The organism is uncultured Sphingomonas sp., from assembly GCF_913774285.1.
In the GTDB taxonomy this organism is placed as follows: Bacteria; Pseudomonadota; Alphaproteobacteria; order Sphingomonadales; family Sphingomonadaceae; genus Sphingomonas.
In genome coordinates this window covers 74,942-90,945 of record NZ_CAJYHX010000032.1, presented here as the reverse complement: position 1 = coordinate 90,945, position 16,004 = coordinate 74,942, and the positions used below count along the sequence as shown (strand labels likewise).

Genomic DNA, 16,004 nt, shown 5'->3' with positions numbered 1-16,004 from the left:
AGCTTGGGAGCGGTGCATGATCAGTCTGAAGGCAGCTTTCTCGAAGGCGCGGACACGCGCCATGGCGGTTGCCGCCATGGTCCTGCTCGCAGCGTGTCCGGCACGTGCGCAGATCCAGGATCGGACGCTCGGCACCAGCGAGTGGGCGATATGGGGGGCGTCCTACCGCCACCAGCGCGAGAGCGCGGTGCCCGGGTACGGCGTCCTCGTTGTACAACCCGACCCGCACCCGACGGCGGCCTGGTCGAGCGGCGCCACCATGCCGATCCCCGACGCGATTGCGGCGGGAGAGCAAGTGACCGCGGTGTTCTGGGCGCGTGCGACACGACCGGTTCGCTTGACGGTAGGGCTGCAGGGCGGCGCACCCGGCTATGTCCGGTTCGGGACCGCCGAGCGCCGCTTGACCACGCGCTGGCAGCCTGTGTCGGTGCAGGGTACGGCGCCGGCAGCCTTCGCGGCGAAGTCGCAAAACCTGTCGGTGCCGTTGGGAAAAGCGGGTGCGGCGGTCGCGCTGGGCCCTGTTGCTTTCCTGCGCGGCATGCCGGGCAAGGCCGACATCGCGCGCGCCTTCGCCGCCTTCCGCCCCTCCGAGGTGGCGACCGACGTGCGCATCGCCTCCGAGCCGGGCGTGACGCTGGCGGGCACGCTTCACCTGCCTGCGGGGGCCGGCCATGCGCCCTACCCCCTCGCGATCCTGCTCCAGGGGCATGGTCCTAACGGTCGTGGTGGCTACACGGAAATCATCCGGCGCCTGACGGCGCACGGCATCGCGGCGCTGGAATATGACAAGCGCGGCATCGGCCAGTCGACCGGCATCTACAAGGAGGACGTCGAAAGGCTGACCGCGGACGCTAAAGCGGCGGTGGCGACGATGCGCCGCACTCCGGCGATCGACGGCCGCCGCATCGTGCTGATCGGCCATAGCCAGGGCGGTGTGATCGCGCCTGCGGTTGCCGCGGCCGACCCGACGATCGCGGCGGTGGTCACGCTCGCGGGCTCGGTAGGCGATGGCCTGCCCTATCTCCGCCAGGCCATGCTCAGCCAGATGCGCGCCGCCGGTCGGCCGCAGACGGTCGCCGAGCCTGCGGCGGATGCGGCCCTGGCGCTGCTCCAGGCGCGTGCCGACCGCAAGGATGCGGCCACGATCGCACAGCGCCGCGCCGAGGTGATCGCGCGGTTCGAGGCCGCGGGCTTTCCCCGGCCGCTGGCCGAAGGCGCGCTCGCGAGGATCGATACCGAGGAAGTCTGGCGAGCGGACAAGCTCCGCTCCGCGTCCGATCTCAAGACGCTGCAGATGCCGGTGCTCGCCGTCTTCGCCGAAAAGGATCCGCTGGTGGTGGCGTCGGTCGAAGCGGCGGACGCGCGCAAGGCGCTCGCCGCCAATCCGCGCGGGTCGGTGGTGGTGCTCGACGGGCTGAGCCACTGGTTCCAGGAAGGCGCGGTCACCGGCGGCGAGGAGGAAGTGGCCAGGCTGGGCCCCAATGCGGGCTCGCCCCGGCTGGTGGCGCTGGTGGGGGATTGGCTCGATCGCGTGATCGGCGAAAAGCCGCAGGCCGCTGCAACCGCCCCGCCCCGCTAGGTGGCTGCGCTCAGACGGTACAGGTGCGCACCGCCTGGGCGAGCGCGGTTAGCGGGTCGCCGGTCGGCATGAACTCGTGGGCGAAATAGCCCTGGAAGCCGAGATCGGCGACGCTCTTCGCCACCGCGTGCCAGTCGACTTCCTGCGTGTCGTCGAGATTGTGGCGGCCGGGCACCCCGCCGGTGTGGAAATGGCCGATCCAGGGGAGGCTCTCGCGGATCGTGGCGATCAGGTCGCCCTCCATGATCTGCATATGGTAGATGTCGTAGAGCAGCTTTACCCGCGGCGAGCCGACTTCCTTGGCGACCTGCACCCCCCAGGCGGTGTGGTCGGCCATGTAATCGTGATGGTCGCGCTTGCTGTTGAGCAGCTCGACGCAGATCGTCACATCATGGTCCTCGGCGATCGGCGCGAGCCGCTTCAGCCCGGCGATGGTGTTCTCCGCCCCTTCCGCGTCGGACATGCCCTGGCGGTTGCCGGAAAAGGCGATGACGTTGGGCACGCCGGCCTTGGCCGCCTGCGGGATGCCGGTGCGGAAGGCCTGCTCGAACGCCGCGTGATGCTCGCGGCGGTTGAGGCCGTGCGCGATCGTCATGCCCGGGTCGGCATAGCCCATGGTGCAGCGCAGGCCATAGCGGCGCGGCGTCTCATAATCGGCGGGTTCGAGCAGATCGATACCTTGCAGGCCCATGCTGGCGGCGGCGGCACACAGCGTGTCGAGCGGGATGTCCTGATAGCACCAGCGGCTCACCGACTGCTTGAGCCGTCCGGCGGGCGCCGAGCAGGCTGGCACGGCCGACAGCGCCCAGGTCGCGAGAGACGAAGCCATCAGTCCGCGCCGCGTGATCATTGCAATCCCCCTCCTTTGGTTTCGGTCGAGGATAGGCGATGCGTCGGATTTGTCATCTAATTCATCGTGGCTGTTCTCAGATGCGCGCGATCGAAGCGTGGATCGGCAATAGCGCGGCGCCCAGCGCCGAACCGGCGCCACCCAGCTGCGAGATCTCGATCGGATAGCGTCCGCGCTCGCTGGTCGCGACATGATCCCCCCATGTGATCGCGCCGCGGTTCAGCCGCTCGGCCAAGCCGTGCATGATCGGCGCGGGCAGCGGGCTCATCAGCCGGATCGCGCCGGGATCGAGCCAGGCCAGCGCCGAGTTGATCGTCTGGAGCAGTTGGTCGGCGGCGCGCTCCTGCCAGCCTTCGACGAGCCTTTCATAGCCGCGAATTGCCTCTTCGAAATCCGCGAGCGATTGCACCGGGCACCCCGCCGCCTGCAGCGTCGCGATCAGGTCGAGCGTCGTCGGGCGGGGCCGGTCGCCGGGGTAGAACATGCCGATCTCCCCCGCCCCGCCCGATTCGCCGCGCATCAGCCGCCCTTCATGGACGATCCCCGCGCCGACGCCGTGGCCGAGGAGGAGCACCACCGCCGTGGTGCAGCGCTGAATCAGCCCGCCCAGATAATATTCGGCGAGTGCCGCGGCGGTCGCGTCATTCTCGATCCACACCGGCAGCCGCAGCGCCTCCTCGAAAATCGTCCGCAGCGGCGCATCCTTCCAGCCGGGCAGGTTACGGACGACATGCCAGCGATTGCCGTCGCGCGACAGGGCCGGGCCGGGCACGCTGAACCCGACGCCGTAGAGCCGGCTGCCGAGCAGGCGATGCTCGATGGCGAGTTCGTGGATCCGGCGATCGACATGCCGGGCGAAGGAAGGCGCATCGGTGGGGGCAATCTTCTCCGAGGTGAGCGACACAACGCCGCCCGCATAATCGACCAACGCGAGTTCCAGCAGCCCGGCATAGATCGCGACGCCCACCGCATAGCCCCCCGCCGGCGAGATGCGCAGCGGCACGGTCGGGCGCCCGCGCCCGGCGAGCGGCGCGGCGGGCAGCTCCTCGACCAGTGCCTGGCCGATCAGTGCCCTGGTCAGCTTCGAGACCGTGGCGTTGCTGAGCTGCAGCGTTTCCGCCAGCGCGCTGCGCGACTGGGCGCCGTGGGTGCGCAGCTGCCAGAGCAGCCGCTTCTCTTCGTCAAGCAGGGTGATTGGCGGATGTCTCATCTTCGGTAGCCGTTACCCGCTGGATGCCTGCGCTGCTATTTATTTTCCCAGGAATAAATAAATCTGTCATCGACCCCGCGCATCGGCGCGTCCAAGTTCAGAACAACTCGGGGGAACGATCCGATGAAGAAGCACCATTTCGCCGCCGGCTGCGCCCTGCTCGCGCTGAGCCTCGCCGCCGCGCCCGCCTTCGCGCAGACTAGCGATACCCCCGCCGCCGACCCGGCGCAGGCCGATGCGGATACGGGCGGCGACATCATCGTGACCGGATCGGCGCGTGCGCAGCGCCGCTTCGACGTCTCCTACGCGATCAACTCGCTCAGTCAGGCCGACGTCCAGAAGATCGCGCCGAAGAGCTTCGCCGATCTGCTCGGCACCGTCCCCGGCATCCAGGTGGAAGCCACCGGTGGCGAGGTGCAGAACATCACCCGCATCCGCGGCATCCCGACCGATCGCGGCTATCTGATCTTCCAGCAGGACGGGCTGCCGCTCTACCACGAGATCGACGGCGTCTTCTTCAACTCCGGCGAAGGCATGAACCGCTACGACCTGATGACCGAGCGGGTCGAGATCGTCCGCGGCGGCCCGGCGCCGATCTACGCCAGCAGCGCGGCGGCGATCGCCAACAACATCACCGTCTCGGGCGGCCCGGTGGCGCGGGGCAAGGCGCAGGTGACGCTGGGCGACACCGGCCTCTATCGGCTCGACGCGATGCAGTCCGGCCCGCTCAGCGACAATACTTATTACGCGATCGGCGGCTTTATCCGCCAGCATGACGGCTATCGCTATGGCGGCTTCCCCAGCGACAAGGGCGGCCAGATCCGCGCCAACATCAAGCGCCAACTGAGCAACGGCACGCTCAAGATCTCGGCCGAATATGTCAACGACCACAACGTCTTCTATCTGCCGATCCCGACCAACGATCCACGCAACCCCTCGGTCTCGCTCAACAAATATATCGATTATTTCGAGGGCACGCTGAACTCGCCCGCGCTGCGCAACGTCAACATCAAGTATCGCGACGGTTCGGGCGCGCTGCAGAGCATGAACCGCGACCTGTCCAACGGCCGCCACATGCGCTTCTTCAACGCGGCGATCGACTATGATGCGGACTTCAACGGCTGGCAGGTCTCGGCCAAGATCGGCGGGACGAAGGGCAAGTCGAGCTTCGACGCCTTCTACTCGACCACCAACCCCGCCGACGCGACGACCTTCGCCGCCGGTTATCTGACCGCCGCGCGCACCGCTTTCGGCCCCAATGTCGCGCGGCTCGGCTATGCCTTTGCGGGGACCAACGGGGCGTCGGTCTATGATCCGTCGACCGCCTCGGGCCTGGTCCTGTCCGGCCAGTATCGCGCCTCGGAATCGGACTTCTACTCGGTCCAGGGCGACCTCAGCGTCACGCGCAAGTTCGAGACCGGCCTCGGCAGCCACGACGTCCGCGTCGGCGTGTACAGCGCCTTCTACGGCAACACGCTGCTCCAGGCCTATCAGGACATGCTGATCGAGCTGCGCAGCCAGCCCCGCACGCTCGACCTGCTCGCCTATTCGGCGACCGGCCAGGTGCTCGGCTCGGTCACCCAGAACGGCGTGCTGCGCTACACCACCACGCTCAACCAGGGCGAGGGCGACGCGCAGATGATCGCCTTCTATGCCAACGACACCTGGGAGATCACCCGGGGCCTCCGCGTCGACGGCGGCATCCGCACCGAGCTGTACGACTATAAGGGCATCGCGCTGCCGACCACCCAAGTGAATCTGGGCGACGGCACCACGCTGGCCGACGACACCACCCGCGCCTTCACCGGCCAGGTGCTCGACCAGCGGCTCAAGCCCAAGACGACCAACTGGACCGTCGGCGTCAACTATGACCTGAACGGCCATTTCGGCGCCTATGGCCGTATCTCGAACCTGGAGGTGCCGCCGCAGCTGGGCGTGACGACCGGCATCAACGCGACGATCCTCAAGACCAAGGCGCGCCAGTATGAAGTCGGCCTCAAGGCCAGCTTCGGCCCCAACTATCTCTATGCGACCGGCTTCTACACCAAGTTCAACCCGTTCAACGCCTCGTTCGCGGCGTTCAACCCGCTGACCGGCCGCAACGACCAGACGCTGCCCTTCATCGGCGAGGCCTCGGTCAAGGGCGTGGAAGTGGACGGCCGCGTATCGCCGATCCGCTGGTTTGCGCTCGATGGCTCGGTGACCTGGCAGAACCCCGAATATGCCAATCTCCAGAACAGCTCGGGCGCCGACCCCAGCGCGGTGAACGGCAACCAAATCATCCGCGAGGCCAAGTTCTTCGGCAATCTGCGCCCGAGCGTCGACTTCGAGCTGGGCGAGCAGAAGGTCTCGATCTTCGGCCGCTACGAATGGGTCGGCCGCCGTTATGTCGACCTGTTCAACCGCACCGCGATGCCGGGCTACCAGACGATCGGCGCAGGCGCGTCGCTCGACTGGGGTGCGTGGCGCTTCCAGGTCGTCGGCGACAATCTGTTCAATGCGCACGGCCTGACCGAGGGCAATACCCGCACCGACCAGTTCGCCGGCCAGGGCACGAGCCAGGCGATCTATGGCCGCCCGCTGTTCGGCCGCAACTTCCGCCTCATCGTCAGCCGCAGCTGGTGATGCGGGCACTGCTCTCCACCGCGGCGCTGGCGGTGACCGTGGTCGCTGCCCCGGCCTGGGCGGCGGACGACGCGTTGATCGCGGCGCTGTCGGCGCGGCTGTTCCCGACCCTCGACGCCGCCGGGCACGACCCGGCGGTGCTCGACCGGATCGCCAAGGCGCCGGGGATGGAGCGCGTGCTGCGCACCCGGCGCGAGCGTCGCGCTGCGTGTGGGCAGGATCTGGCCTGCCGGGCGCAGGCGCTGCTTTGGAGCGACGCCGAGGCGGCTGCACTGCGCAGCGCCGTGGCGTCCGAAAACCAGCTCCCTACGGCGGATGATGGACGGCCGGCGCAGCTCGACCGCGAGATCGCGGGCATCAACGGGATCGTGCGCGTCTATGCGCTCGGCGCCACCCCGACGACGCCGATCGACGGCCCCGGCCCGATCGCACCCAAGGACCTCGCCGCCCGGCTCCAGGCGGCCGACTGGCTTGCCGAGACGCCGCGCGACGGATCGGTGCAGCGGCTCGATCCCAGCATCGACTATGCGCTTGCGCTGCTCGATGCGAGCGACCGCACCGATGCGATCGGCCACGAACCGCTGACCGGCGGCGCCAATGCCGCACCGATGGCCCGAGCCAGGGCGCTCGACTGGAAGCGCTATCGCTACAGCGCGATGATCGTCACCGGCGTGGGTCCGGAGATCGAGGGCGAGCCGCTAAGCCCGTTCGGCAAATATCATCTCCGCCTCGCCGCCCAGCGGTTCGCACGCGGCGACATCGCCTTTATCCTCGTTACCGGCGGCCGGGCGCATCCGCGCGCGACGCCGTTCACCGAGGCGGACGAGATGCGCAAGGCGCTGATCCAGCGCTACGGCATCCCGGCGGATGCGATCGTCAGCGAGCCCTATGCCCGGCACACCACCACCAACCTGCGCAATGCCAGCCGGCTGCTGGGGCGCATGGGCGCACCGCTGGCGACGGAGACGGTGATCGTCTGCAACCCGCTGCAGAGCGGCTATATCGAAAGCGCGAAGTTTACCGAGCGGAATGCTGCCGAGCTCGGCTACCAGCCCGGCACAATCGTCCGCCGCGTCTCGCCCACCGAACTCGTGTTCCGCCCGTCGCGCGCCTCCGAGCGCGTCGACCCGCGCGATCCCCTCGACCCCTGAAAGGAACCGCCATGCGCCGTTTCGCTTTGGCCGCCGCCCTGCTGCTCGCCCCCGCCGTCGCCCATGCCTGGGGGCACACCGCGCATGCGGTGATCGACCGCGCCGCGATCCAGGCGATCCCGGAGGGCGGCCCCACCTTCCTGCGCCGCTATGCCGACTATATCGCGACCTCGGCGACGCTGCCCGACAGCTGGCGCGGCGATTCCGAGGGCTTCTCGAAGATCGAGGAGGATCCCAACCATGGCTGGTTCCGCGAGCAGTTCGCTTTCCTCAAGCCGATCCCGCGCTCGCGCTACGCCTTCGTCATCGCGCTCTACAAGCAGTATGACAGGATCAAGGACAGCGATCCGGCGACCGCCGCGCGGACCAATGTCCGCTGGACCGGCACGCTGCCCTATGCGGCGATGGAGGCCTATGAGCGGGTGATCGTCTGCATGCGTGCGATCCGCGCGGCGCAGGCGAGCGGCGGCGACACCGCGGTGCCTGAGCAGCACTGCGCGTTCGACGTGATCCGCCTCGGCCATTATATCGGCGACGGCGCGCAGCCGCTCCACGACTCCGTCAACTCGGACGGCTGGCTCGGGCCCAATCCGAACAACTATACCCGCGACCGCAGCATCCATGGCCGGTTCGAGAGTCGCTTCGTCGATGCGATCGGGCTGACCCCGGCCGACATCGCGTCGCGGATCGCCGCGCCTGCGCACCAGCAGGGCGACATGTTCACCGCCGTGCTCGCCTTCCTCGATCAGTCGGGTGACCGGATGGAGCGCGTCTACCAGCTCGAGAAGCGCGACGGCTTCGCCAACGCCGCCGATCAGGAGGTGCGCGCGCTGGTCTATGAACGGACCGCGGCGGGGGCGGCGATGCTGCGCGACATGCTCTGCCGCGCCTGGGCCGAGAGCGCACGACCGCCGGCCAAGGTGACGCCGTCGCCGCTCGATTTTTCCAACCCCAAGTTCGATCCGGAAACCGGCTCCGCGCCCGCCTGACGCCGCGCCAGCGCGCACACCAGTCGCGCGTGCTGGGCATGGCCAAGTGTGAACCGGCGCAGCAGCAGCATGGCGAGCAGCGCACCCGCCAGCGGCAAGCCGAGCCCCAGGCCGAGCATGCCGATGCGGACACCCGTCGGCTGGACCGCGCCGGGAATATAGCCGAGCGTGCCCAGCACCCAGCCGATCATCGCCGTCGAGGCCGCGCCGCTCGCCTTCACCAGCACCAGGTAGAAGGCGAACAGCCCGGTCTCGTAGCGCCGCCCGTGCCGCCACTCTACGACGTCCACCGCGTCGGCGAGCAGCCCCCAGGGCAGCATGAACACGCTCGCAAAGCCGAAGCCGATCAGCGCGGCACCCGCCATCTGCCCCACGGGCCAGGCGGTGCAGAGCGCGAAGGCGAGCAGGCCCGCGGCGCTCACGCCATGTCCTGCGGCCAGCAACTGGCTCTTGCCGAAACGATGGGTGAGCGCGGTCCAGGCCAGCACACCGCCGAACTGCCCGACGGTCATCGCGCCGAGCAGCAGCGTCACCGCGCCGGGGCGCTGAATTACATAGGTTCCCAGATACATCAGCATCCGGCCGAAACAGGGCATGGCAAAGCCGGTGATCAGCGCCAGCGCGCCCATCCCCAGCACCATCGGATCGCGCAGCGGCACCGCGATGCGGTCGCCGCGAAGCGCGGTTGCGGCGCCGCGCTGTCCGCCGCACGCCCAGACGCAGAGCAGCATCGTCAGCGCAAAGGCGAGCCCCGCCCCGATCCCGGTCAGCGCCAGCGCGCCGAACTGACGGGCATGTCCCGCCTGCTGCACCAGCGGCGTGAGCACGCCCGCGATCGCCAGCGCACTCGCGGTGCTGAAGAACAGGCGGTATCCCGAGACGCGCCCGCGCGCGCGACTGTCGCGGCTGACCTGCGCCATCAGCGCGTTGTGGGGTACGTCCACCACGGCATAGGCGCCGCGAAACACGAGGATTGCCGTCGCCAGCATCCAGCCGCGGTGCAGCCCCAGCGCGGGCATCGCATAGATCAGCGCGAAGGCTGCGCCGCAGGGGATCGCAGCAAAGGCGACCGCCCAGCGATAGCCCCGCCCCGCCGCCCGCCAGCGCAGCACCAGCCGCGCCGCGAGCAGATCGAACACCAGGTCGCCCAGCACCGCGAACAGCATCAGCCCTGCCGCGCGCGCGCCGTCCAGCCCCAGCACGTCGGTGAGCAGGAACAGGATCGTCAGGTCGGCACCGCTGAACAGCAGCGCCTTGCCGAAATTGCCCGAGGCGTAGGCCAGCATTCGGCCTTCTGTGACGAGCGTCGCGATCGGAGCCTCTTTCGTGCAAAAACCCGTGGCGTTTCTGCGCTTAGGTCGGCTCCATTGCAGTTCGGCGACGCCCTCGCATCAATAGGCCCAGTCCATCTGCAGCCAGAAGCGGCTGGTGTCGGTCGCGAAGCGGTCCGCCTCGTAGCGGGCATAGCGTACCGAGAGCTGGGTCTTGCGCAGCTTGGCGGTGGCGAGCAGGTTCCACTCGTCGCCATAATGCTGGTTCAGCCGGTCGCTCTGGTAGCGGTGCCACACCGCCTGCAGCGCCAGCGCGTCGATCCGCCCGAGCTTCTTCCACCCATAGCCGCCGCCTGCATAGAAATCGCGCACGCCGTTGGGCGGGGTAGTGGTCAGCTTGTCCGCCCAGCCTTGGAACTTGAACACGCTGCCGAGCGGAGTCTGGAAGCTGGTGAGCGCTTGGCCGCCGTCGGCGCCCAGCACTTCATAGCCGGTGTTGAGCGTCCAGCCGCGCACGTCGAGCGCCGCATCGGCGAGCCAATAGTCCGCCTGATAGTGGGTGGGATTGTGATGATAGTCGGACTGGCGCGCCCAGCTCAGCTGGTAGCGCAGCTTGATCTGGGGCGCGAGGGCGCGACTGCCGGCGAGCCGCACGCCATAGGTCTGGTTGGAGAGGCGGAAGCCCTGCACCTCGGCCTCGTCCTGGTCGACCAGATAGGCGAAGCCGGTGAGCGTGCCGAGCGGGGTCGCCGCGCCGAGATTGGCGAAGACATTGTGGCCGCCCACCCCGCGCTGCCGCGCGCCTCGCCCCTCGGTGCCCCAGATGGTGCGGACATCCCAGGCATAGGTGAGGTCTAGCTTGACGCCTTGCACCGGCACGATCTCGGTGCGGACAGCATCGAAGGTCTGGGCGTTGTTGCGGATCTGCGCGCCGCCGACGAAGCGCTCGTCGTCGAGGGTGATCCGCTGGCGTCCGGCGGTGACGGTCAGCGGCGCCGAGCGATATTGCAGCTGGGCGCGGTAGATCGCGACATTCTCGGGATCACCGATCGTCGGGCGATTGGCCACGCCGTGCAGCCCGTCATAATAGTCGCCGACCACCGCGAGATTGCCCTGCGCCTCACCGAGCGCGATCCAATGGCCGCGGCTCACCTCGGCGCCGGCGCGGACACGGATCGTCACGGCATCGGCGGCATTGGCAAATTCGGCCTGGTCGAGATGCTCGTAGCGGGTGCGCGCCTCGATCAGCGGCTTGATCGCGACGTCTTGGGCGCAGGCCGGCCCGGCGACAACCAGAGCTGTGGCGGTGGTAGTCCAGAAACGCATAGGCCCTCTTTCCGCGAAGCGGCGGCGCTACCCCTCCGAGCCGCTGGCTCCCAGTTACAAAGTTTGTCCGGCCTATCGGCCGGAATGGCACCTCGCCACTATTCTAGAGCGATCGGCGGCAAATGCGGTTAGCAGGGGTGCGATACAGAGGGAGAGCGAGCATGAAGAGACCGAAGACGGCGCTGATCTGCGTGGCGGCGATCTGGGCGCTGACCGGGCAAGCGACCGCGCAGACCAGCGATCCGGTGGCGATGACGCAGAGCGGCAAGGTGCAGGGTGCGATCGAGGACGGGGTCGCGAGCTGGAAGGGTATCCCCTTCGCCGCGCCGCCGGTGGGTCCCTTGCGCTGGCGCGCGCCGCAGCCCGTGGCGGCCTGGAGCGGCGTCCGCCCGGCGACCGCATACAGCCACGACTGCATGCAGAAGCCCTTTCCGAGCGACGCCGCGCCGCTCGGCACCGCGCCCGCCGAGGACTGTCTCTATCTCAACGTCTGGAAGCCCGCAGCCGCCAAGGCCAAGCTGCCGGTGATGGTGTGGATCTATGGCGGCGGCTTCGTCAACGGCGGCTCGTCGCCGCCCACTTACGCCGGTGCGGCGATGGCGAAGCAGGGCGTGCTGTTCGTCAGCTTCAACTACCGTGTCGGCAGGTTCGGCAGCTTCGCGCTGCCCCAGCTCAGCCATGCGAACCCGGACGGGCTGCTCGGCAACTACAACTTCATGGACCAGCTCGCCGCGCTCAAATGGGTGCGGCAGAACATCGCGGCGTTCGGCGGCGATCCGACGAACGTGACGATCATCGGCGAGAGCGCGGGTGGCATGTCGGTCCATACGCTGGTCACCTCGCCCTTGGCGCGCGGCCTGTTCCACAAGGCGGTGGTGATGTCCGGCGGCAATGCCCAGACCGCGAAGAGCGCGACGCTCAAGGATGCCGAGGCGATCGGCGAGAACCTCGCTCGCGCCCACGGCATCGATCCGGCCGCGCCCGACGCGCTCGACAAGCTGCGCGCGCTGAGCGCCGAGCAAGTGACCGACGGCCTCAGCATGATCGAGCTGTTCCAGCCCAAGCCCGGCCCGCGCACCTATGGCGGGCCGATGCTCGATGGCACGCTGCTGGTCGACCAGGAAAAGGCCTATGCGAGCGGCAACTTCGCCCATGTGCCGATGCTGATCGGCGCAACCAGCGCGGACATGGGCGGCAAGACCGGCTTCATGATCGCCGGCGCGCGCGAAGCCAGCGCCCGCATCGCCGCGCAGAAGGTGCCGGTGTGGGAGTATCGCTTCTCCTATGTCGCGGACTCGATCGGCAAGCCGGGCGCCGGCCACGCCACCGATATCCCCTTCTTCTTCGATAATGCCGCGATCAAATATGGCGCGGCGACCACGCCCCGCGACGTGCAGATGGGGAGGACGATCAGCGCCTATCTCGCCAACTTCGCCAGGAAGGGCGATCCCAACGGCGCCGGGCTGCCGGCCTGGCCGCGCTTTACGCCCAAGGAAGACACGATCCTCGACTTCACCGCCGACGGCAAGGCAGTCGCGGGGCGCGATCCCTGGGGTGCCGAGATCGACGCGGCGCGCCCCTCGCAGCGCTAGAGCCAGCCATTCGCCCGCGCGGTGCGGCCCGCCTCGATCCGGTTGGCCGCACCGAGCTTGCCCGCCGCTTCCGACAGGTAATTGCGCACCGTGCCAGGCGACAGACCCAGCCGCCGCGCAATGTCCTTGTTCGACAGCCCCTCCTCGGCGAGCCGCAGCGCATCGCGCTCGCGATCGGTGAGCGGGTCACTGCCTGCCTCCCAAGCCGCGGCGGCGAGTTCGGGCGGGATCACCCGCCCGCCCGCGGCAACGGTGCGGATCGCGGCGACCAGCGTGTCGACCGGCGCGTCCTTGAGCAGATAGCCGCGCACCCCCGCCGCCCGTGCCCGGGCGAGATAGCCGGGCCGCGCGAAGGTGGTGACGATCACCACCGCGGTACGCGCCTTTTCTGCCGCGAGCACCTGCGCGCAGTCCAGCCCCGTGCGTCCGGGCATCTCGATGTCGGTGAGCAGGACGTCGGGCGTGTGCTCGCGGACCAGCGCGAGCGCCGCATCACCGTCGGCCGCCCGCCCGACGATGTCGAAATCGCTCTCCAGCGCCAGCAGCGCGGCGATGGCGCCGAGCACCAGCCCCTGGTCCTCGGCGATGACGATGCGGATGCTCATGCCGGCACGCTCGCTTCCAGCCTTGTGCCGGGCTGGAGCGCCTGCAGCTCCAGCCGTCCGCCCGCCGCGACCAGCCGCTGGCGCATGCCCCGCAGGCCGTTGCCTTCGCGGAAGGAGAGGCCGACGCCGTCATCCTCCACCACCAGCCGGGCATCGTCCGGCCCCGCCTCGAAGCCGATCGCACAGCGCCGTGCCCCGGCATGGCGGATCACGTTGGTCACTGCTTCGCGCAGCGTCATCGCCAGGATGGCGCCGGCATCGGCAGGCACCGCCGCGGGGTCGCCGGTAACGACGGGCTCGATCCCTGCCGTCTCCAGCGCGGCCAACGAAGCGCTGGCCTCGGTCGCGAGCGAACCGCCCAGTTGCCCGGTCAGCGCGGCGCGCACCTCGGCAAGCCCCGAGCGAGCCGCTGCGGCAATCGCTTCCAGCTCCTCCCGGGCGGCGACGGCGTCGCGGTCCACCAGCCGCGCGGCGAGGTCCGCCTTGAGCGCGACCAGCGTCAGCGTGCGCCCCACCACGTCGTGCAGATCGCGGGTGATCCGCTCGCGCTCAGCGGTGCCGGCGAGGCGGCGGACCTCTTCCTGGCTGGCGAGCAGCGCCTGGGTGCGTTCGTAAAAGGCGAAGCTGGACATGGTGGCGACGCCGCTCATCACCACGAACAGCACGCCGGGCGCGAACCACAGGATCGGCTGGTGCCAGGCGAGGCCGGTCAGGGCGGTGACCGCAGCGATGGCGCCGATGCCGATCCCGGCACGCCGACGAGACCGCAGCCGGGCGACCGTCACCCCCGCATAGATGCAGAAGGTCGTCCAACCGAGCGGCAGGCCCGCGACCGCGATGCCGAGCGCCAGCATCGCCAGCGCGATCGGGATCAGCGCGCGGTCCGGAACACGGGTCGAGGCGAAATAGAGCGGCAGGAACAGGCCGATCGCCACCCCCGCCGCGAGGAGGGTGGTGGCGTCGGGCTTGGCCCAGAGCCAAGGGAAGGGCACGAAGATCAGATAGGCAAGCCAGGGCCAGCCATTCCCCCGCAACCGCTGATAGGATGTCTCGGTCTGCATCGCGTCAGCCTCGCGGAGGACGGGGTGCGCGGTCAAGCCGGGCTCCGCCGCCAGCCGGTCCACGCCCAGATCACGCCTGCAACCGTCATCGCGAGGATGGCCGCGCCGTGCGTCCAGGGATTGCCGATGGTGTCCGCGCCGACAATGCCCCGGGCGAGCTGGCCGAGATGGTAGGACGGCGTCCACGCGCCGATCGACTGCATCCAGCCGGGCAGCAGCCGGCTCGGGATCCACAGCCCGCCCAGCACCGAGCAGCCGAGGAACAGCGCGTTGGCCACTGCCACCGCCCCCTTGGCGCTCATCCGCATCCCCATGCCGAAGCCGATCAGCGCAAAGGGAATGGCGGAGGCGAGATGGAGCAGCGTCAGCAGCGCCCAAGTACCTATGGAGAGCCGCACGCCCGCGATGATCGACAGCACGTCGATCAGCACCAGCGCCAGCGCGGTCATCGCCACGGCGGCGGTCAGCTTCGCCACGACATAGGCGCCCGCCGGCATCGGCGAGACGCGCTTGAGCTCGATCAGCCCCTGCTCGCGCTCCACCGCCACGCCCGCGCCGAAGCCGAACAGCGCCGGGCCGGTCGCGGCGAATACGCCGTATCCCGCCAGCGTCGCGGCCGCGAAGCCCGGACCCGGATCGTGCGGCAGCGCCAGCGTGAACAGGCCGTAGAAGCCGGCGGGTGTCAGCACCGTCGGCAGGAGGAACTGCGGCAGGCGCAGGCTGCGCTTCACTTCGGTGAGCGCCTCGCGGCGCCAGACGCCGTTCGGGAGGGCAAGGGCGGTCATGCGGCGATCCTTTCCTGGACGGGGGCGAGCAAGGTCGCGATGGCGTCTTCGAGCGTGGCGTCGGCGATCCGCAGCGCACTGAGCGCCGGATCGGCATCGAGCAGCGCCCGGACGGTGGCGGCGGCATCGGCGCTGACGATGCGCAGCTCCGCGCCCTCCATCTCGGCATCGCGCACGGCAGGCAGTACCGCCGCGACCGCAGGCATCAGCGTCGAACGGCAACGGAGCACCGAGCCCCCTGCCCGCGCCCGCAGCGCCGCCGGGGTGTCGTCGGCGACGATCCGGCCCGCGTCCATCACCAGCACGCGGTCCGCCAGCGCATCGGCCTCGGCGAGGTCGTGGCTGGTCAGCAGCACGGCGGCGCCGTCATCGGCGAGATCGCGCACCGTGCCCCACAAGGTGCGGGCGGAGCCGCGGTCCATCGCCGCGGTCGGCTCGTCGAGCACGAGCAGATCGGCACGCCCGCAGATCGCCAGCGCATATTGCACCCGCCGCGCCTGCCCGCCCGACAGCGCGCCGCAGCGGCGATCGGCAAGATCGGCGATCCCGGCCAGCGCCAGCACCTCGTCGATCGGCCGCGGATCGGGATAATAGCCGGCGTGCAGCGTCACCAGCTCGCGGATGGTGAGCACGTCGGGCAGCCCTGCGCTCTGCAGCATCACCCCCAGCCGGCGCCGCGCGGCAGGGCGACGCGGGTCGAGCCCGAACAGCTCGGCCGTGCCGGCATCGGGCGCCAGCCGGCCGGTGAGCAGCGCGACCGACGTCGTCTTGCCTGCGCCATTGGGCCCCAGCAGCGCGGTCACTTCGCCGGCGCGGATCGTCAGGTCGAGGCGATCGAGCACCGCTCGCCCGCCCAGCCGCTTCGATACGCCGGATAGCCGCGCGACGGCGGCAAGATCGTCGATCATCGGTCGAACCCCTTTTCAAGAACGACCCGAAGATGCCGCGTGGAGACCGGCC

12 protein-coding genes and 1 pseudogene are annotated in these 16,004 nt (G+C 69.4%); 5 read left to right on the top strand and 8 right to left on the bottom strand.

From position 1 onward, the window contains the following. The first annotated feature begins 16 nt into the window (after positions 1-16). Entirely contained in the window at positions 17-1,579 is a 1,563-nt protein-coding gene (locus tag QZ670_RS18250) for an alpha/beta fold hydrolase (protein ID WP_294258146.1), read from the top strand. 10 nt (positions 1,580-1,589) lie between these two features. On the opposite strand, the gene QZ670_RS18245 is transcribed toward QZ670_RS18250, so the two are convergent. After that, complete coding sequence (locus tag QZ670_RS18245) at positions 1,590-2,408, bottom strand: TIM barrel protein (protein ID WP_294258143.1); 819 nt, start codon at positions 2,406-2,408, stop codon at positions 1,590-1,592. A gap of 97 nt (positions 2,409-2,505) precedes the next feature. Then, a complete protein-coding gene (locus QZ670_RS18240) occupies positions 2,506-3,639 on the bottom strand; it encodes an ROK family transcriptional regulator (protein WP_294258139.1) in 1,134 nt (377 codons plus the stop codon). Between the two features lie 123 nt (positions 3,640-3,762). Between QZ670_RS18240 and QZ670_RS18235 the strand changes: the two genes are divergently transcribed. The 3 genes from QZ670_RS18235 to QZ670_RS20120 are packed head-to-tail and all read left to right on the top strand — an operon-like array spanning position 3,763 to position 8,404. Next, a complete protein-coding gene (locus QZ670_RS18235) occupies positions 3,763-6,264 on the top strand; it encodes a TonB-dependent receptor (protein WP_294258136.1) in 2,502 nt (833 codons plus the stop codon). Further along, on the top strand, positions 6,264-7,415 hold the full coding sequence (locus QZ670_RS18230) for a YdcF family protein (protein WP_294258133.1): 1,152 nt from the start codon (positions 6,264-6,266) through the stop codon (positions 7,413-7,415). The genes QZ670_RS18235 and QZ670_RS18230 overlap by 1 nt, the downstream gene beginning before the upstream one ends. Before the next feature lie 11 nt (positions 7,416-7,426). Beyond that, on the top strand, positions 7,427-8,404 hold the full coding sequence (locus tag QZ670_RS20120) for a nuclease (RefSeq protein ID WP_365894691.1): 978 nt from the start codon (positions 7,427-7,429) through the stop codon (positions 8,402-8,404). Between the two features lie 56 nt (positions 8,405-8,460). Here QZ670_RS20120 and QZ670_RS18225 read toward each other — a convergent pair. Both QZ670_RS18225 and QZ670_RS18220 read right to left on the bottom strand, forming a co-directional pair. After that, positions 8,461-9,690: pseudogene (locus QZ670_RS18225) on the bottom strand (MFS transporter); the annotation flags it as partial. Between the two features lie 105 nt (positions 9,691-9,795). After that, the gene (locus QZ670_RS18220) at positions 9,796-11,001 is read right to left on the bottom strand and encodes an alginate export family protein (RefSeq protein WP_294258125.1); all 1,206 of its coding nucleotides are present in this window, start codon (positions 10,999-11,001) and stop codon (positions 9,796-9,798) included. Between the two features lie 161 nt (positions 11,002-11,162). Between QZ670_RS18220 and QZ670_RS18215 the strand changes: the two genes are divergently transcribed. Then, positions 11,163-12,593, top strand: coding sequence for a carboxylesterase family protein (locus tag QZ670_RS18215; protein WP_294258122.1), 1,431 nt, complete (start codon positions 11,163-11,165; stop codon positions 12,591-12,593). On the opposite strand, the gene QZ670_RS18210 is transcribed toward QZ670_RS18215, so the two are convergent. Genes QZ670_RS18210 through QZ670_RS18195 form a run of 4 tightly spaced genes read right to left on the bottom strand, consistent with a single transcriptional unit; the run spans position 12,590 to position 15,952 of the window. Continuing rightward, the gene (locus tag QZ670_RS18210; protein ID WP_294258120.1) at positions 12,590-13,198 is read right to left on the bottom strand and encodes a response regulator transcription factor; all 609 of its coding nucleotides are present in this window, start codon (positions 13,196-13,198) and stop codon (positions 12,590-12,592) included. The two genes, QZ670_RS18215 and QZ670_RS18210, sit on opposite strands and share 4 nt — an antisense overlap. Then, positions 13,195-14,259, bottom strand: coding sequence for a histidine kinase (locus QZ670_RS18205; protein WP_294258118.1), 1,065 nt, complete (start codon positions 14,257-14,259; stop codon positions 13,195-13,197). Before QZ670_RS18205 ends, QZ670_RS18210 begins: the two co-directional genes overlap by 4 nt. A gap of 32 nt (positions 14,260-14,291) precedes the next feature. Next, positions 14,292-15,044, bottom strand: coding sequence for an ABC transporter permease (locus QZ670_RS18200; RefSeq protein WP_294258115.1), 753 nt, complete (start codon positions 15,042-15,044; stop codon positions 14,292-14,294). Next, a complete protein-coding gene (locus tag QZ670_RS18195) occupies positions 15,041-15,952 on the bottom strand; it encodes an ABC transporter ATP-binding protein (protein WP_294258112.1) in 912 nt (303 codons plus the stop codon). The genes QZ670_RS18200 and QZ670_RS18195 overlap by 4 nt, the downstream gene beginning before the upstream one ends. Between the last annotated feature and the right edge of the window lie 52 nt (positions 15,953-16,004).